The organism is Paenibacillus sp. OAS669 (assembly GCF_014873645.1).
GTDB classification, from domain to species: domain Bacteria; phylum Bacillota; class Bacilli; order Paenibacillales; family NBRC-103111; genus Paenibacillus_S; species Paenibacillus_S vulneris.
This window is the reverse complement of record NZ_JADBDR010000013.1, coordinates 111,951-131,297: the sequence shown is the minus strand read 5'-3', so window position 1 is coordinate 131,297 and position 19,347 is coordinate 111,951. Positions and strand designations below refer to the sequence as shown.

General features: G+C 41.4%; 15 protein-coding genes and 1 pseudogene. All 16 read left to right on the top strand.

Annotation, left to right across the window (positions count from 1 at the left end; all coding sequences use genetic code 11):
- Positions 1-8: 8 nt before the first annotated feature.
- The 16 genes and pseudogenes from GGC63_RS24885 (at position 9) to GGC63_RS24810 (ending at position 19,246) form a co-directional block, all read left to right on the top strand.
- Entirely contained in the window at positions 9-1,001 is a 993-nt protein-coding gene (locus GGC63_RS24885; protein ID WP_192704620.1) for a Gfo/Idh/MocA family protein, read from the top strand.
- A 10-nt stretch (positions 1,002-1,011) separates the two neighbouring features.
- Positions 1,012-1,707: a glycosyltransferase family 2 protein gene (locus GGC63_RS24880; protein WP_192704619.1), complete on the top strand. Its 696-nt coding sequence runs from the start codon at positions 1,012-1,014 to the stop codon at positions 1,705-1,707.
- Positions 1,708-1,710: 3 nt separating this feature from the next.
- On the top strand, positions 1,711-2,808 hold the full coding sequence (locus GGC63_RS24875; RefSeq protein WP_192704618.1) for a DegT/DnrJ/EryC1/StrS family aminotransferase: 1,098 nt from the start codon (positions 1,711-1,713) through the stop codon (positions 2,806-2,808).
- Positions 2,805-3,836, top strand: a complete 1,032-nt coding sequence (locus tag GGC63_RS24870) for a lysylphosphatidylglycerol synthase transmembrane domain-containing protein (RefSeq protein ID WP_192704617.1) — start codon at positions 2,805-2,807, stop codon at positions 3,834-3,836. Before GGC63_RS24875 ends, GGC63_RS24870 begins: the two co-directional genes overlap by 4 nt.
- Before the next feature lie 27 nt (positions 3,837-3,863).
- Positions 3,864-4,862 (top strand): UDP-3-O-(3-hydroxymyristoyl)glucosamine N-acyltransferase, encoded by a 999-nt coding sequence (locus tag GGC63_RS24865; protein WP_192704616.1) that lies wholly within the window; start codon positions 3,864-3,866, stop codon positions 4,860-4,862.
- A gap of 32 nt (positions 4,863-4,894) precedes the next feature.
- Positions 4,895-5,893 carry a ketoacyl-ACP synthase III gene (locus GGC63_RS24860; RefSeq protein WP_192704615.1) on the top strand — a complete coding sequence of 333 codons (999 nt, stop codon included), beginning with the start codon at positions 4,895-4,897 and terminating at the stop codon, positions 5,891-5,893.
- A gap of 19 nt (positions 5,894-5,912) precedes the next feature.
- On the top strand, positions 5,913-6,146 hold the full coding sequence (locus GGC63_RS24855; protein WP_192704614.1) for an acyl carrier protein: 234 nt from the start codon (positions 5,913-5,915) through the stop codon (positions 6,144-6,146).
- Between the two features lie 80 nt (positions 6,147-6,226).
- Positions 6,227-6,985 (top strand): SDR family NAD(P)-dependent oxidoreductase, encoded by a 759-nt coding sequence (locus GGC63_RS24850; RefSeq protein ID WP_192704613.1) that lies wholly within the window; start codon positions 6,227-6,229, stop codon positions 6,983-6,985.
- A 292-nt stretch (positions 6,986-7,277) separates the two neighbouring features.
- Positions 7,278-9,734 (top strand): sulfatase-like hydrolase/transferase, encoded by a 2,457-nt coding sequence (locus GGC63_RS35225; RefSeq protein WP_192704612.1) that lies wholly within the window; start codon positions 7,278-7,280, stop codon positions 9,732-9,734.
- Positions 9,735-10,189: 455 nt separating this feature from the next.
- Positions 10,190-11,581, top strand: a pseudogene (gene ltrA, locus GGC63_RS24840) (group II intron reverse transcriptase/maturase).
- A 162-nt stretch (positions 11,582-11,743) separates the two neighbouring features.
- Positions 11,744-12,754: an acyltransferase family protein gene (locus GGC63_RS24835; RefSeq protein ID WP_192704611.1), complete on the top strand. Its 1,011-nt coding sequence runs from the start codon at positions 11,744-11,746 to the stop codon at positions 12,752-12,754.
- A 167-nt stretch (positions 12,755-12,921) separates the two neighbouring features.
- The gene (locus tag GGC63_RS24830; protein WP_192704610.1) at positions 12,922-14,394 is read left to right on the top strand and encodes an outer membrane lipoprotein carrier protein LolA; all 1,473 of its coding nucleotides are present in this window, start codon (positions 12,922-12,924) and stop codon (positions 14,392-14,394) included.
- Between the two features lie 325 nt (positions 14,395-14,719).
- Complete coding sequence (gene alr / locus GGC63_RS24825; RefSeq protein ID WP_192704609.1) at positions 14,720-15,907, top strand: alanine racemase; 1,188 nt, start codon at positions 14,720-14,722, stop codon at positions 15,905-15,907.
- A 243-nt stretch (positions 15,908-16,150) separates the two neighbouring features.
- Positions 16,151-16,432 (top strand): CopG family ribbon-helix-helix protein, encoded by a 282-nt coding sequence (locus GGC63_RS24820; protein ID WP_079913984.1) that lies wholly within the window; start codon positions 16,151-16,153, stop codon positions 16,430-16,432.
- Between the two features lie 3 nt (positions 16,433-16,435).
- Positions 16,436-16,786, top strand: coding sequence for a type II toxin-antitoxin system PemK/MazF family toxin (locus GGC63_RS24815; RefSeq protein WP_028553083.1), 351 nt, complete (start codon positions 16,436-16,438; stop codon positions 16,784-16,786).
- Between the two features lie 237 nt (positions 16,787-17,023).
- The gene (locus tag GGC63_RS24810) at positions 17,024-19,246 is read left to right on the top strand and encodes a Tex family protein (RefSeq protein ID WP_192704675.1); all 2,223 of its coding nucleotides are present in this window, start codon (positions 17,024-17,026) and stop codon (positions 19,244-19,246) included.
- Positions 19,247-19,347 lie beyond the last annotated feature (101 nt).

The window sequence follows — 19,347 nt, the reverse complement described above, 5'->3', positions numbered from 1 at the left end:
TGATTCATATGGATGAATTAACAAAAGTGGCTATAATTGGTGCTGGTAACATGGGGATCCATCATGTTAGAAATTATACGTATCAACAAAATGTACAAATTATTGGTGTAGTTGATCGAGATGAATTAAAGCTTAAGCTAATTGAGGAAAAATTTGGTGTTAAAGGATTTCAAGATTACAAAGATATTATTCGCGAGGTTGATGCAGTAAGTATTGCAACACCTACCAGTACCCACTTTAATATTGCAAAAGAATTTTTAATGGCAAAAAAGCATGTGCTCATTGAGAAGCCTATGGCAAATGAACCTAATGAAGCAAAGAAATTAATAGAACTTTCTGAACAGAACCATGTGATATTAGCTGTTGGACATATTGAAAGGTTTAACCCTGTTATGCAAGAATTAAACAAGGTATTAAAAGGTAGGAAACCACTATTTATTGATATTCACAGAGAAAGTCCCTTTGATCCTAGGATATTTGATGCTGATGTCGTTTCAGATCTTATGATTCATGATGTTGATTTATTATTATATTTGTTAAGAGAAAGAATTTTCTTGAGGTCAGCATATGGGGTAAGTGTTCATACTTCAAAAAATGATATAGTTAATGCTCAGTTTGTAAGTGAAAGCGGAGTATTAATCAATACCACCACTAGTAGAGCAACAGAGTCAAAAATTAGACAATGGAGATTAGTTTTACCAAATGAGCTTATTGATGTTGATCTAATTGAAAGGAAATTATACATTACACGTAGAACTTCACTGGCTTTGGAAATTCAGGAGAATAAAACTGATGTCACCTATAAACAAGAGCAATTGATTGAAAAAGTGCTTGTCGGAAATTATGAACCATTACAAATGGAAATTCAGGACTTCATTAATGCAATTCGTAAAGGTACTAGTCCTAGAGTTGGCGGTAAGGAAGGTTTAGAGGCAATGAAAATTGTTAAAGAAATACAAGTGGCTACAGCTAATAAAATTATAGATCGACAAGCTATATAAGGGGAAAAATATGGGGACTACTCTTACTATACTTATACCCGCCTTTAACGAAGAGGATAATATCGAAAAGGAAATATACAAGGTTAGAGATCACTTAGAAACACTTGATATTCTAGGATGGAATGTATTGGTCGTTAATGATGGCAGTAAAGACCGTACACGTGATATTGTTGCTAAAATTTGTGAGGCTGATCCAAGAATAAAACTAATAAATCATGAAATAAACCAAGGTGTAGGAGCGGCAGTTTATACTGGTTTAATGAACTCAACCACAGATTGGACTTTTCTTCATCCCGCGGATGGTCAATTTAATATTAAAGAGTTAAATAATTTTCTAGATAAAACAAGTGAAGCAGAGATTATTGTTGGATATAAACAAGAAGGACATAAAGCAATACATAGAAGAATCTTAACTAGTATAAATCTAGGTCTTACTAATGTACTATTTAGACTTTATTTAAGAAATGTAACTTGGGTAACCATGTATAAAGTATCTTGTGTACAAGGCTTAACTCTTAAAATGCGAAGTCCCATCATTTTTACAGAAATATTAGTAAGAGCTAAAAAAGCAAATGCACGAATAGTGGAAACTTCAACGAGTGTTTGGGACAGACAAGGTGGAAAACCGACAGCGGCAAGATTATTTCAAGTTATTAAATCTTTATTTGAGCTTTTTAAACTAAGAATAATTACATGGGGGAAATAATAAATGATTGCTATTGCTAAGCCTGTCATTGATGAACTAGAAATCCAAGCTGTAGTAAATGTCATGAGATCGGGTAACCTGGCTCAAGGAGATGTGGTTTTTGATTTTGAAAACCAATTTTCAAATCACTTCGGTAATAAATATTCAGCCGCTATAAGCAATGGAACTGTTGCTCTACACATAGCATTATTAGCGGCAGGTGTTACTCCAGGTGATGTGGTGCTTACTACACCGTTTTCCTTTATTGCAACGACCAATGCAATTATATATTGTGGGGCGATCCCACATTTCGTTGATGTAGATGATAAAACTTTTAATATTTCCCCACAAGCTATAGAGGAAGCATTAATTAAAAATAGAAACATCAAATATTTACTCTTGGTTCATTTATACGGGCAAGCTTGTAAAATGGATGACATTATGGAGATTGCTCGAAAATATGATGTAAAGGTAATTGAAGACTGTGCACAAGCACACGGTTCAGCGTATAATAAGAAGCCAGTTGGAACATTTGGAATAGGGGGTACTTTCAGTTTTTATCCCACAAAAAACATGACAACTGGGGAAGGTGGGATGATTGTATCGGAAAATGAAGATTATATTAGTTATTGTAAAAAGTTAATTAATCACGGTTCTACTGTAAGATATGTTCATGATGTTACAGGGTATAACTATCGTATGACGAATATTTCAGCAGCAATTGGTCTTGCTCAGCTTACTAGAATCAATAAAATGAATGAATTAAGGCAGGAGAATGCAAATTACTTTCTGAAGCATATTGAAAACGAACATATCATATTGCCATATACAGAGGTTGGCTCTGAGCATATTTATCATCAGTTCACACTGAAAACAAATTATAGAGAATCACTTATTAAATTCTTAACTGAGAAAGAAATAGGATATGGAATACATTACCCTGTACCAATTAATGAACAAAAAAATGTAATTGAGTACCTAGATTTTAACAAAAGTGAACTGCAGTCAACTCCTGTTGCAAAAACACTTTCTGAAAAAGTTATATCAATACCAGTGCATCCTTCTTTAAGTAAAGATAATCTTGAATACATCGTTGAGACAGTTAATGAGTTTAAGCCATGAATAAAAAGATAATTATTAACTTTTTAATTGGGTTACTTTTTAGCGTCATAGCGCTCTATGTTTTATTTTCTAAATTCACTATTCAAGATTTATCAGAAGGCTTTAAGCATATTAACTACTTTTGGCTAGTTTTAACTATATTTACAATAATACTTTCTATGGTAATAAGGACAAAAGTATGGTCATACTTAGTTCATACAAATAATTTTTCTGATATTAGAAAATTGTTCTATACCCTCATGTTTGGTTATGCAGTTAATAATGTTCTCCCGGCTAGATTGGGGGACATATCCAGAATCTATGTTTGTTGGAAAGAATTGAAGATATCAAGATCGTTAACAATTGTTTCTTTGATGATTGAAAAACTAATGGATATGATTTGGTTATTTGTGTTACTTTTTACGATTATTGTTTTCATGAGATCATATACTGAACTATTTTATAATAATTCAATTATATTTATGATAGTCTTTATTGTTTTCATGATATGTTTGTCAGTCATCTATATTTGTAGAAACATTATTATTAACTTTATTAAAAATAAATTTATTGAAAAAAAAATCATAGTTGCGTTTATTAATAAAATTAATGAAATAATTAATTCTATTCCCAACAAGAGAATTATAGTTAAGGCGCTGTTCTTACATCTTTTTACTTGGGTTTCATCGTTGCTTGCAGTATGGTTCTCGACTAAGGCATTTGGTTTAATAGTTACACCAATGGTCGCTTTATTAATTTTAGTGCTTACTAATCTTGGAATGCTAATACCTTCGACACCAGGAGCGATAGGTATTTATCATTACCTTACTTATATTGCTTTAACTATTTTCAATATAGATAGTTCAGTCGCTTCAACTTTTGCTATATTCCTTCACTTAATCCAATACCTAACTGTGGTGGTTGTTGGATTCATATGCTGGTTAGTACTGTCAATAAGTTCAAAGAAAAACCAAACATCACTTAATCTAAAACAATTTTTGAGTCTGAGGAACTCTAATAATAAATCAAGTGACATTTCCTATAATTAATTTAATTATGAATGGGTGAATCCACATATGTCTCAAAGAGAACTTTTAATGAGCCCTATTTTATTATCTGAAATTGCAGAATTATTTCATTGGGAGTTTTGCGGTTCGGATAAAGAGATCTTAAAATTTGGGAATCTAAACTCTCCAACTGAATATGCTGAAAAGCAAATAACCTACATTAACAGTATTAAATTATTAGAAAGGTATAAGTCAACAACAATTGGTGCATGTGTAGTTCATAATTCATTAAAAAATTCATTACCGAATGACAGGAGTTTCCTTTTAGTTGATTTAGAACCTGAAGTAGCCTTTTATGAAATCTTTAATTTTTGCTTACAAAAAAATAAATTTGCTAAAATAGAAAGTAATATGGGCGAAAACTGTATTATTGCAGATAATGCTACTATTCATGATTCTGTTATCATTGGTGACAATTGCATTATAATGGATAATGTAGTTCTAATGCCAAATACTATTCTCGGTAATAACGTTGTGGTTAAACCTAACTCAGTCATAGGTAGCGATGGTTTTCAAGTGAAAATCATTGATGGTAAGAGGAAAGTTGTGCCTCATGTTGGTGGCGTACTTATTTCGGACAATGTTGAAATAGGTGCTTCAGTTTGTATTGACAAGGGATTATTTGGAGAGTTTACAAAGATAAATAAAAATACAAAGATAGATAATCATGTGCATTTAGCTCATTCCGTTTCTATAGGTGAGGACTGCATTATTACCGCTGGCACAATAATCGCAGGATATACAGTAGTTGGGGACTCTGTATGGATAGCACCAAATAGTACAATAAACCAGGTTCTATCAATAGGCAGTAATTCCTTTATTTGTTCTGGTACAGTTGTGACAGCTTCTATTTCAAATAATGTTCAGATACTAGGGGCACCCGGAAGGGTTATTGGTTGGGTCTGTAAGTGTAGATCTAAATTAATATTTGAAAATGGACATGCAAGGTGTAATTCATGTAATATAGACTATAAGTTAGAGAACAAAGAAGTCTTAGTTGTAAGTTAGTGCTTTCCACAAAACACTGGGAGATTGACAATATGCTAAAAAGCTATGTTAAAGCAATTGAATATTACTTTCCTGAGACAGTTGAATATAACGATATAAACGAAAAGTCTACAAAAAAAATTGGAATATATCAAAAAAATGTTTCATCTAAAGATGAATATGCTTCTGATCTAGGCTATAAGGCTGCATTAAAATTAATTCAATCTGGCATTTGTATAGCTGAGGATATTGATTATTTATTATACTGCACTCAATCACCTGATTATTATCTTCCTACAACCGCTTGCATTTTACAGGAGAAACTAGGTCTTCCAAATCACTGTGGAGCTTTAGATTTTAATTTAGGGTGTTCTGGGTTTGTTTACGGTTTGTCCATTGCTAAAGGATTGATAGAAACAGGGTCCGCAAAAAATATTTTGTTAATTACTTCAGATACGTATAGTAAATATATAAATAAAGCAGACAGAAGTGTAAAGCCGCTGTTTGGCGACGGAGCTGCAGCGACCCTAGTATCTAGTATTGAAAGTGATGAAGAGCTTATTGGACCGTTTGTTTTTGGGACTGATGGAAAGGGAGCGAAAAATTTAATAGTACCAGCCGGAGGCTTAAGGGAACCTATTTCTGACAAATCTTTGGAAGAAACAACAGATACTTTTGGTAATGTACGTTCAAACAAAAATTTATATATGAATGGGCCCGAAATATTTAACTTTACTCTTAGGGAAATTCCAGCCGCTATCAATAATCTATTGAGTAAAACTAAAACATGTTTGGATGATTATAATTATTTTGTTTTTCATCAGGCAAATGCTTATATGCTTGAGCATTTAAGAGTAAAGCTAAAGATACCCAAAGAAAAATTCTCCATCCAAATGGAAGACTGTGGTAACACAGTATCATCGAGTATTCCTATTTCTTTAAAAAAAGAAATGAGTTCTGGAAAATTGAATATGAATGATAATTTATTATTAGTGGGATTTGGTGTAGGTTATTCTTGGGCAGCATGTCAACTTAAATGGATTAATAAATAAATGAGAAGGAGAGGTTGTTATGACGGTTACGGATTTTATTGAAAAATTTGAACAAGAAATACTTATGGAGGAACAAGGGACGGTTACTCTTGAAACTCAACTTGATACATTAGATGGATGGGATTCTGTATCTATTATTACCTTAATTGCATTTTTTGATCAAGAATTCGGACTTGAGCTAAATCATGATCAAATAAGTCAATTCAAGAAAGTATCCGACATCGTTGAAATAATAGGTCATAAATTGGATTAAGTGAAAGATTGAATAATGTCTAGAGATTATATCTCTAGACATTTTATTTGTAATTCTCAATTAAGATAGGAGATATAAAAATGAGTTTATTTAGACTAGATGGTAAAAAAATATTAGTCACAGGTGCATCGTCAGGAATTGGAAGGGAAATTGCTAAAATTCTTAGTTATCAAGGTGCGTCTATTATACTTGTAGGAAGAAATAGAGAAAAATTGAATGAAACACTTGAACAAATGAGCTCACCCGATAAACATCTAATAGAACCCTTTGATTTGAGTAACATTGATGAGATTCCTCATTTTTTGAAAAAAGTGACCCAATCTTTTGGTACGCTTAATGGAGTAGTTCATTCTGCTGGAACTCATAGTCTAATACCTATACGTGCTATAAATAGGAATAACATCTATGACATAATGGATATTAATTTTACTGCAGGGATAGCTATTATTAAATCCTGTGTACAAAAAAATATATGTTCTTCTAACTCATCTATAGTATTGATTTCCTCAGTTACAGGGTTAGTTGGACAAGCAGGAGTACTAGGGTATGCTGCAAGTAAAGGAGCTATTATTTCTGCAGTTAAGTCAGCAGCAATAGAACTGGCTTCGTCAGGTTTAAGGGTAAATTGCATAGTTCCTGGGATCGTTGAAACAGATATGTCAGAAGAAATTTTCAAGAAGACAAGTGAGGATAATAAAAAAAGAATAGTTAATCAACATCCTCTTGGGCTTGGTAAACCCGAGGATGTAGCATTTGCATCGGCATACTTATTATCTGATGAAGCTAAATGGATTACTGGGACGGCATTAATTGTTGACGGAGGTTATACTGCACATTAAAAATTCAGCTTTTTAAGTCCTATGGCTATGGCTATAGGATTTTTATTATTTCTAGATAAATTAAAAAATAACAAGAAAGGGGTTATTTGTATAGGTTTTTGTTGGACGAGACTGGGATATATAAAAAATGCGTAATTTAATAAATTTACATAAAAGGGGTTTTAAGATTTTGACTTACCAATTTTGAAAAATTTTACTTAAATGGTGATAATCGGTGGTGTTGTTTGCTGACTAAAGCTGATAATATCAAAAATAGTAGTTAGAAAGAATGTTTACTAAGGAGACAACAACTGTGGAAAGACTATCTAGAATAATTGTTCTATTAATATGTATTTGTTTTATCCAAAAATTAAATCCGGTTCTTGCATCAGCTACCGTAATACCCAATCCCTCTGAGGTTATCTATGGTTCAGAAATATCAATGGCAAAACCTTGGCTTTTTTTTAATGAGAGTACTAGAAATATAAAGGTTCATCTCAAAAATACGGGTAATATTACTTGGATAAGTGACAAAGAATTCCATTTATCTTATCATTTATTAGACTCAAAAGGAAATGTGCTTCTTCATGATGGAGTTAGGACAAATTTACCTAAAGATGTACAACCAGATGAAAGTATAGATATTATTGCTCAAGTACAATCTCCGGAAAAAGCTGGATCTTATCAAATACAATGGGACATGGTCCAAGAAAAAGTGACTTGGTTTTCTGAAAAAAATCCTTATAATAGTATCACTTATGATTTAAATATAATTAGTTATTATCATTTTATATCTTTAGTTATAATAGTTATATGTACCTTGCTGCTTGCCACGTATATCTTAGAGAAAAAGAAAATAATAAAAATACCACGAATATTTAAAAGTATTCTAGTAAAGATATGGTCAAAGGCAGATATCATTTGGTTCGTTATAGCCATATCTTTAAAAATTAACTATTTTTCAGATTTATCTCACATTATAATGACTCCTGATGCAAAAAGAGTTTCCTTTATGTTTGCGTTGCTCTTAGGTATTGTTTTTAATACTATGAAGCATCGTAAACTTCGCGTTGCGATACTTTTTTCTATTAACATTATTGTTTCTACCTTTATTTTAGGAGATCTAATTTATTTAGAATATTTTGACAACGTGCTCTCATTACCCGTCTTACTATATATGAGTCAGGCAGCTTCCGTAAAAGGAAGTATCTTTGAATTATTTCATACTAATCAACTTTATGTATATATTGATATGATAATAGGTATAGTATTGTTATTATTACCCCAAAAGTTGTATTTCCAGGACTTAAGAATGTTAGGGTTCTTAGGGTCTTTTTTAAATAAAAAAATACAAAGTGGTATAGTTTTTGTTATTTGTTCCTCAATTTTATATTTAAACGTTCAAGCGATTGGAAAGGATAATCCAGGGATATTTATACAAAGGTTCAGTAATAGCAAGATTGTCGAAAATATAGGTGTCATGAATTACCATGTTTTCGATGCTTATAAGTTCATCAGTATGAGTTTTAGTAACTCTAAAGTTACTACTGACCAAATTCTATCTATTAATAATTGGTTTAAAATAAACTCTTCACAAGCCAAGAATGCTGACTTTGGAATTTCAAAAGGAAAAAATGTGATAGTGCTGCAGGTTGAAGCCCTTCAGCAGTTCGTTATCGGGTTAAATATAAATGGTCAGGAAGTTACACCTAACCTGAATAAGCTAATTAAAGAAAGTATATATTACGATAATTACTTTGACCAAACGAACCAAGGGAGAACCTCAGATGGGGAGTTTACTTCAATGGTTTCCTTATATCCTTTGAACGAAGGTTCTGTCTATTTTTCATACCCTCAACAGAATTATGATTCTTTGCCAAATGCTTTAAAACAAAATGGTTATACAACATTTTCTGCTCATGCGTATGACGGGCAATTTTGGAATCGGAAAGCAATGCATCATCATTTGGGCATTGATTCAAGTATGTTTGGAAATGATTTTACACCTGGGGAAAATATTGGCTGGGGGTTATCAGATAAAGATTTCCTTGAGCAATCGGTCCAGAAAATCTCTACTTTACCTCAACCGTTTTTCTCATTTCTCATTACTCTTTCCAACCATCATCCTTATGATGCACTACCGGCACAATACAAGGTGTTCGATGAGAAAGAAGGAAGTATGTTAGACCGGTATTTAAATACGGCACATTATACGGACATGGCTATTGGAGCATTTATTGATCAGTTAAAGCAAAAAGGACTATATGACAATACAGTATTAGCGATTTATGGGGACCATGATAGTGCAATCGACATAAAAGATATGGCTACTGTTGTAAAAACGGGGACGGATGCCATTGATGCCGCTAAAATGGACAAGGTCCCTTTAATAATTCATATTCCGGGTTATACCAAAAACACGACTAGCAGTACGGTAGCGGGGCATTTGGATTTAACCCCAAGTTTATTGCATCTGTTGGGTATTTCTACGGATAATCATTTTTTTATGGGGAACGATTTGTTTGAGAGTGATCCTTCTAGAATAGTTGTCTTCCGAAACGGTTCGTATGTTGATCAATCGCATTATTTCCTTACCTCAAGTGGCTCTATCCAAGAAGGACTATGCTATGACTTAAAAACAAATAATGAAATTGCTAATAGTGCTTGTGTAGCAAATGCAAATGAAGCACAAAAGCGACTTGAAATGTCGGATTTAGTGATACAAGCTAATTTAGTACCGAGACTAAAAGCGGCGAATGAGGATAACTAACTTTATTAATAAAGACCTACAACAAAAATAAGTTGTAGGTCTTTACAAGTACGCCCAGCATGGGCGTCATCTATAGGGTGGAAGTCCCGAACGGGGGCTGGCGAGCGCCTACCGTAGCCAAGGGCAAGGGTGTCGGCCGTGAGGTCGAATCTGAAGGAAGCCGGAGGCAAATGCACGGACCAAGGTACACGAACCCAATTCGAGGCAGTGTTAGTCGGATGAGTCTCCTTGACAAGACGAAATCCGAAGCCGCCAAGGACTAACGCTGTAAACTTGGGTGGTCACGGGCAGACAGATGACGTTCTTATCTGGGGAGACCTGCGGAAAATGCGAAGTACCTTCGTAACCGCAGCTGAGAAGTTGCGCTGAATTCGCAGGGGTCAGCAGAGACCATAGTACGGAAGTATGGGACGCCGGAAACCGGAAGGGCCGAACCGAAAGGAGAGAAGAAACCGATGCGTTCGCATGAAGAGCGACGACAGCAGAATATCTCGCAAGAGAGCTCTCGGCAAAGAGAAGCGGTGAAGCCGTCAGGGTATGTCGGAGCGCCGAGTTCTTCATCGGCACAAGTCGCCCTTTCCTCTCGCGAAGCCCAGAACGACTTGCTGGAGCGAATGCTCGAAGGGGAGAACCTTCGGCTCGCCTACAAGCGAGTGATCCAAAACGGAGGAGCACCCGGTGTGGACGGTGTAACGGTAGCCGAGCTACAAGCTTACCTGAAAACACACTGGGAATCGGTGAAGGCCAAACTCCTTACGGGAACTTACAGACCGATGCCAGTCAAACGGGTGGAAATCCCCAAACCCGGAGGCGGCGTACGGCTGCTTGGCATCCCGACCGTGATGGATCGGCTGCTTCAACAAGCGCTTCTGCAAGTAATGAACCCGATTTTCGACGCTCATTTCTCATGGTACAGCTATGGCTTTCGCCAGGGAAAACGGGCGCATGACGCGGTAAAGCAGGCGCAAGCCCACATCCGCAGCGGCCTCAGATGGGTCGTGGATATGGACCTCGAAAAGTTCTTTGACCGGGTGAATCACGACATGCTCATGGCAAGGGTAGCGCGGAAAGTGACGGACAAGCGAGTCCTCAAACTGATACGAGCCTACCTAAACGCCGGGGTCATGGTAGGAGGGGTGTGTCAGAAGACGGAAGAAGGGACCCCACAAGGAGGTCCTTTGAGTCCGCTCCTGGCTAACATCCTACTGGATGATTTGGACAAAGAATGAACTCGAAGAGGATTACGGTTCGTCCGCTATGCGGACGACTGTAACATTTTCGTGGGCAGCAAACGTGCTGGCGAACGCGTCATGGAATCGATCCTTCGCTTTGTGGAAGGAAAGCTTAAACTAAAAGTGAATCGAGACAAGAGCGCGGTAGACAGGCCATGGAACCGAAAATTCTTAGGCTTTAGTTTTCTGTGGGACAAACAAGCTACGGTGCGATTAGCCCCAAAGACAATCTCTAGATTTAAAGAAAAGATCCGGGAGCTAACGAACCGGACTCGCGCTATTTCGATGGGAGAGCGCATCGCTGGACTTAATCGCTACCTCATGGGTTGGATAGGATATTTTCGGCTTGCCTCGGCGAAGACCCATTGCGAGAAATTCGACCAATGGATTCGTCGTAGGCTCCGCATGTGCCTCTGGAAGCAGTGGAAGCGAGTCCGTACGAGGATTCGTGAACTTCGTTCGCTGGGAGTACCCGAATGGGCTTGTTTCGTCATGGCAAATTCACGCCGTGGTGCATGGGAAATGTCTCGAAACATAAATAATGCCCTTCCGACTTCCTATTGGGAAGCGAAAGGGCTGAAAAGTTTGCTTTCTCGTTATTTGGAGCTTTGTTAACCTTTTGGAACCGCCGTATGCGGACCCGCATGTACGGTGGTGTGAGAGGACGGGGGCTAGCCGCCTCCTCCTACTCAATTTTGACTTAAAATAGTGAAGCCGATTAATGAAGAATTATGTCGAAATTGGACTAAAGACCGAGGGATTAAAAAGGAGATTGCAATGAAACAAAGAGATTCTTATTTCGACAATGTGAAATTCATTCTTATTACACTAGTTATCTTGGGACATATTATTGAGCCACTAAATAATGGGCAAACTTTCAAACCCTTATACCTGTGGATCTACTCATTTCATATGCCTCTTTTTGTTTTCATAACTGGTTATTTCTCAAAAAATATCCATTCGAGTGATTATTTCAACAAGGTCATTAGCAAGTTGATGTTACCATACCTTTTTTTCGAAACGTTCTATTCCCTCTTTGATTTTTGGATTTTCAAAAAGGACAAATTAGAATTTTCATACTTGACTCCATATTGGATTATGTGGTTCCTATTTAGCATGATTTTGTGGAAGGTTGCTTTGCCATATGCAGTAAAGATCCGCTATGCATTACCGATTTCAATAGCTTTAGCAATATTGGCAGGGTACGCCAATGACATCGGTTATTATGGTAGTTTATCGCGAACTATTGTCTTTTTTCCTTTCTTTTTAAGTGGATACTATTTTGATAAGCAATACCTGGAGCGGTTTATGACGCGTAAGTTTCGAATAATTTCATTAGTTATAATTGGTCTTTCTTTTCTTGCATTCTTTCAATTTGGTCATGGAATAAGTGTTCAATGGTTATATGGAAGCTTTTCATATGAAGCATTGCATCATAAAGAATGGTACGCTGGCATTTATCGGATAATGATCTATCTGATTGCTGCTATCATGTGCCTGTGTGTATTAATTCTGGCTCCACCAAAACAGATACCAGTAATTTCGAAATTGGGGAAGAATACACTATATCCTTACTTAATACATGGATTCGTTATGAAGTACTTGATTTATTGCGGTTTTTATAGTCATTTTTCTTCCACATGGATTAAAGGGTTTTTGATCTTAATTGGAATAGCTATTTCATTACTGCTATCAATGGACGGTGTTCGAAACATTTTCAGATGGATTGTTGAACCCAGATGGAATTTCCTTTTTAAAGGGCAGACCAGAGATAATGTAACAAGTTAATCAGTTCATCTTAAGTATTCTTTAATTAATATTTCCACCAACTCCTATAACCAACCGGTTATAGGAGTTTTTATTTCCTCCCCCAACCTTGTCTGCATAATTGTCCAAGTCCCCACATAGACATGTTATCAGTTGAAATTAACTTAGTGTGGTGGAGGGGATTCAAGATGCGGCGATTCACGTGGGTGATTGCCTTAGTGTTGAGCTTGAGCCTGGTTTTGGCGGGCTGCGGCAAGAAGGATTCGGGATCGGTGGTTAAGGATTTGGATTCGGTTATGAATAAGCTGCAGAGCTATCAAGGCAGCGGGCGGATGGTGCTGCACACGGGGCAGGAGCCGCAAGAGTATCAAGTGGAAGTATGGTTCCAGAACCCTCATTACTATCGGATCTCGTTGACGAATGCCAAGAAGGACATTACTCAGATTGTACTGCGTAACGATGACGGGGTGTTTGTGCTGACACCTCACTTGAACAAGAGCTTCCGGTTCCAGAGCGATTGGCCGGAAAATCAAGGACAAGTCTATTTGTACCAATCACTTATCCAAAGCATTCTGATGGATAATGAGCGTCATTTTACGACGGATCAAAATGCGTATGTGTTCGATGTTTTGGCGAATTACCAGAACGGATCGCTTGCGCGGCAGAAGATTTGGCTGGACAAAAAGAATTACGCACCGCAGCACGTGGAGGTATCCGATGCGAATGCCAATGTGATGATGATTGTGGATTTCAATCAATTTGAATTCGGTAAGAAGTTTGATAAGGATTCCTTTGACATGCAGCGGAATATGACAAGCTGGAACATCATGTCCTTACCGACATCCGGACAGCCAGGCACTCATGATGCCGGAACGATAGACGGCAAGGCGGATAGCAAGGGAGCAGCCACCGATAAAGCAACAGGCACTACTAGCGGAGCGACTAGCAGCAGTGGCACATCCACAAACAGCGGCAGCACTGCCTCCAATGGCGCAACTGGAGCTAAAGCGGGATCCGCTGTAGGCACCAACGTAGCTTCCAGTGACGCAGCGAAGGGAACAACAGCCGGAACGTCTAGCAACGGCAATGCTGGCGCCACAGCGCCGGCAGACAAAGCTACGTCTGGTGCAGCAAGCGGTACGGCAACCAAGGGGGCTGCGAATGGCACAGGTGCAGCTAATCCGACGAACGGGACGACCAACCCGCCAAGCGGTTCCAGCAGCGCTGCCAGCGGTACAGGAGCCAACGGAGCGGCCACGGGTGCCGCAGCAGGTACTACGGGAACAGCAGCCGGAACGAAAGGCGATACATCCAAACAAGGTCTGTCGTTTGGCGTTATCGAGCCGCATTATGTGCCTAACGGCGTGAAGAAGCAGGATGTCAAGATGATCAAGCTGGGCGATGAAGATGCGGTGATGCTGCGCTACTCCGGCAAGTACAACTATACGCTTGTGGAGTCCCGTCCTGAGACGCAAACCGTAACCTCGCTTCCGGGCAACATTGTTGATTTGGGCTTCACCCTGGCTGTTGTTATCGGGGACGAGAAGAAGACGATGACATGGACCTATGAAGGGGTAGAATTCCGGCTGTCGACGGCGGATCTTCATCAGACAGAGATGATTAAAGTCGCTCAAGCCGTCCAGGATGAGATGGGCAAGTAAGCATAAGGCAAGTAATTAATGGTCGCCTATCCTGAACCTTCCAACCCTTTGCTCTAGATTCAGATTGAAGCGGCAACAAGGCCGGAGATAAAGCGTACATTTCTTCCAATATTTTAGGTAAAAACGTGAGAAAAAGGCGTTTTGGCGCAACCTTTTTACCAAAAACTAACGATTTCCTGATAAGTGGATGTTCAAGATTTTGTTCATTGACACCTGTTGTAGATCGGATTACCATAGGTTTATTGAATGACACATGGAAAACGACAAGGGGGAAGTTCCCTGCTTAAGGGAGCTTCCCTTGATTTTCGCAGAAGAAGGTGGACTTATGGATTCGTTTTACCGGCCTACACGGGTAGAGATTTCCTTGGACGCATTGCGACACAATTTGTTAGGGTTTCGTCGAGTGCTGCCTGCCCAGGTGAAGATGATGGCCGTGGTCAAAGCGGATGCTTACGGGCACGGAGCGGTGGAGGTCAGCCGGGAGGCGCTGAAGTGCGGCGTCGAATATATCGCGGTGGCTTTTTTGGATGAAGGCCTGGAGCTTCGGCAGGCGGGGATTACAGCACCGATCCTGGTATTGGGCTACACGCCTCCGGAAGGCTTGGAGATGGCTTGGGAGTACGATATTACCGTCAATATGTACAGCCAGGAGCTGCTGGACGCATTTGAACAGCTGCAGCCGCGAGAGAAGCCGCTGAAAATCCATGTCAAGATCGATTCCGGCATGAACCGGTTAGGGCTTACTACGGAATCCGAAGCGATTTCGTTCATCGAACGGGCGCTTGCGATACCGGGGCTTTATGTCGAGGGGCTGTTCACTCACTACGCTTGTGCCGATGAAGAGAACAAAACGTATACGCTGGAGCAATACCGGCGTTTTGAAAGGATTGTAACCTACTTTGCGGAGAAGGGTACGGAGTTTCCTTATGTCCATGCCGGCAATAGCGCGGCAGCGATTGATTCTCCTGAACTAACCTATAACATGGTGCGTCTTGGCATCAGCATGTACGGCTTGTATCCATCGGATGAAGTGAACCATCAGGTCATTGAGCTGGAGCCCGTGATGAGCATCAAAACGGGGGTCGTCATGGTCAAAACGCTTCCGGCCAACTCGGGGATCAGCTACGGGACGATTTATCGGACCCAAGGCGAGGAGACGATTGCTACGCTTCCGATCGGTTATGCCGACGGGTTCTCCCGAATGCTGACCGGCAAAGCGCAGGCGCTGGTGAAAGGGGAGCGGAAGCCGATCGTCGGACGGATCTGTATGGACCAGTGCATGATGAATGTGACGGGGATTGACGATGTCCACAATGGCGAAGAGGTTGTTATCCTTGGCAGACAAGGGGAAGAGAAGATTACCGCGGAAGAGCATGCCGATTGGCTCGGTACGGTCAATTACGAGATTACTTGCATGATTTCTCACCGCGTACCGCGCGTATATATCCGTGACGGAGAAGTCGTATCGACGGTGAACCCGTTGATGCGCCAGGGCTGGAATGCCCGGTTATAGCAGCTCGATGTGAACATTTTCCAATCATTTTCATAGAAGCTCAGTAGAGGAATTTCGGGTTTGGCCGCGAATATGTATAATACATACTTCTGTGGATTCTTATGACTTGGAACTCTATGGTGTGGGAACAAGAGAGGTATAACATATTTGCTATACCTCTGGCATATACTCATCTTGTATAATTTTGCTGTATATTCGCCATAATGGTAATACTGTTTGTATGTTTTTGGGGGTGCATGCTTGGTGTCCAATGCGCAGAACACTAAACGAATCATGATCAGCTTACCGGACTATTTGCTGCAGGAAGTAGACGGTATTGTGGAAAAGGAAAACTCGAATCGCAGCGAATTTATTCGTCAGGCGATGAAGCTGTATTTGGTGGAACGGAAGAAACGTCACCTGAGGGAATCCATGCAGCGCGGATATATGGAAATGGCGAAAATCAACTTACACATGGCTTCGGAGGCATTTCAAGCGGAGGAAGAAGCGGATAGCACTCTTGACCGTTTAGTTAGCGGGGTGTAACTATTGATTGTCAAACGAGGCGATGTTTTTTTCGCAGATCTATCACCTGTCGTTGGTTCCGAGCAGGGCGGCATTCGTCCGGTGCTCATCATTCAGAATGACATTGGGAATCGCTTCAGTCCTACGGTCATCGTAGCAGCGATTACAGCTCAGATTCAAAAGGCTAAGCTGCCTACACATGTTGAGATCGATGCGGAATCTCACGGCTTTGACAGAGATTCTGTCATTTTGCTTGAGCAAATTCGCACGATTGATAAGCAGCGTCTGACAGATAAAATTACTCACCTTGACGAAGAGACGATGCGTAAAGTGGACGATGCATTGCAGGTTAGCGTGGGACTGATTGAGTTTTAACGCATTCATGGGATTGAAGCGAGGGACCGCGTGGGGGATCCCTCGTTTTTTATTGTCTGTATGCTTTTGACCATCGTGAACAAGAGTTGCTGTTGTGCTCTTGGTTAGCATGGCAGTCTGCAAATTGGCCCCATAGAGGGGTCAGCATGCAGCTAAAACAAGGGCTCGGGGGCTGTGCCGGAACTGGATAGCCCTTAGTAGTGGGAATAGACGGAGGAGGACAAGGAGTACATGTCGATGTCGAAGGATGAAGTGCTGCAGCTAGAGGACAACAAAGCGGGGACCGAGCTTAATGAAGAGATGAAGGCGGCCATTCAGGAGCGCATTTTGAAGCAAATTGCGGGTGAGCTGGGGTTAGCCGCAGCCAAGGTTCGTATTACGGTTGGCTTGCTCGATGAAGGCAATACGATTCCTTTTATTGCTCGCTATCGCAAAGAGATGACGGGGGAGCTCGATGAGAACCAGCTTCGGGACATCGAAGAGAGACTCATGTATTTGCGCAATCTGGAGTCACGCAAGCTGGAGGTCATCCGGCTTATTGCCGAGCAGGACAAGCTGACGGACGAGCTGAAGCAATCTATCGAAGCATCCGTCAAGCTGCAGGAGCTGGAGGATTTGTACCGTCCTTACCGTCAGAAGCGGAAAACCCGGGCAAGCGTAGCGAAGGAGAAAGGCCTGGAGCCGCTGGCAGCCTGGATTCTGTCCCAGCCGCGGCAGGGAGATCTCCAAGCGGAAGCGGGCAGGTACATCAGCGAAGAGAAGGGCGTTAAGACAGCGGATGAGGCTGTGCAGGGTGCGATGGATATTCTGGCGGAGCAGCTTGCCGACGATGCCAAAATCCGCGCGTGGATTCGCCAATATACATATGACCAAGGGATTGTAAGAACCGAGGCGAAGGATGCCGAGCAGGAATCCGTCTATGAAATGTATTACAGCTACCAGGAGCCGGTCCGCAAGCTGCCTCCGCATCGTATTCTGGCCATTAACCGCGGGGAGCGGGAGGATGTGCTTAAGGTGTCGCTGGAGGTCCAAACAGACCGCATCCACGATTATATCGGACGCCGGACGATCAAGGGGCCTTCCGTCGTGAGGGACACGCTCCAGGCGGTTATTGAGGACGCGTATAAGCGGCTATTGGCGCCGTCTATTGAGCGCGAGGTTCGCAACGAGATGACGGAGAAGGCGGAGGAGAAGGCCATCCAGGTATTCGCCGAAAACTTGCGTAATTTGCTGCTGCAAGCCCCCGTGAAGGGGAAGGTGGTGCTGGGAGTCGATCCGGCCTACCGGACAGGCTGCAAGCTTGCTGTAGTGGACGAGACGGGCAAGATGCTGGAGATTGCCGTGACCTATCCGACCCCTCCTAACAATAAAGTAGCCGAGGCTAAGGCCAAGTTCCGCAAGCTGATCGAGACTTACGGAGTTGAGCTCATTGTTATTGGTAACGGTACGGCATCGCGCGAGACGGAGCAGTTCGTAGCCGAGCTGATCAGCGAGATCAAGGAGCGACGCATGCAGTATTTGATCGTCAACGAAGCGGGTGCGAGCGTCTACTCGGCTTCCAAGCTGGCGCAGACCGAATTCCCGGATCTTGACGTGGCGGAGCGGAGCGCTATCTCTATCGCCCGACGCCTGCAGGATCCATTGGCCGAGCTGGTCAAAATCGAGCCCAAGGCGATCGGTGTCGGTCAATACCAGCATGATGTGACGCAAAAAAGATTGGACGAGAGCTTGACGTTCGTCGTTGAATCCGCCGTTAACCATGTCGGAGTGGATGTAAATACGGCCTCGCCTTCTTTGCTCTCTTATGTATCGGGGATCAACAGCACGTTAGCCAAAAATATCGTGAAGTACCGCGAGGATAACGGCAAGTTCGTGAGCCGCTCACAGCTGCAAAAGGTACCGCGCTTGGGAGCGAAGGCCTTTGAGCAGTGCGCCGGTTTCCTTCGTATCAGCGACGGGAAGAATCCGCTGGATAACACGCCGATTCATCCGGAGTCTTACGAGGTCGTGGACAAGCTGTTCGCTGAGCTGAAGCTGAAGCTGTCCCAGCTGGGCTCCCAGGAGCTCAAGGACATGCTCCAGCAGGTGGAGCCTGCGGAGCTGGCTGTTAAGCTGGGGGTCGGCGTGCCTACGCTGCGCGACATTTTGGACAGCCTCCAGCGCCCGGGACGCGACCCGCGGGACGAGCTGCCAGCCCCGATCTTTCGTACGGACGTACTGCAGATCGAGGATTTGGCGCCGGGCATGGAGCTTCAAGGCACGGTGCGCAACGTTATTGACTTCGGTGCTTTTGTCGATATCGGCATCAAAAATGACGGTCTCGTCCATATTTCCCAATTGAGCGACTCTTATGTGAAGCATCCGATGGATGTGGTGTCTGTCGGGGACACGGTAACCGTATGGGTGTTGAGCGTGGATTTGAAAAAGGGCCGTGTCAGCTTGACCATGAAAAAGCCTTAATGGTAATGTGAAGCCTCCATCGGTAGGGGAGAGCGTGCCCGAGGACAAAGCCAGTTTCTACGGTTTCGTCTCGGTGTCTTCTTTCCAGGGCTTTATAATGC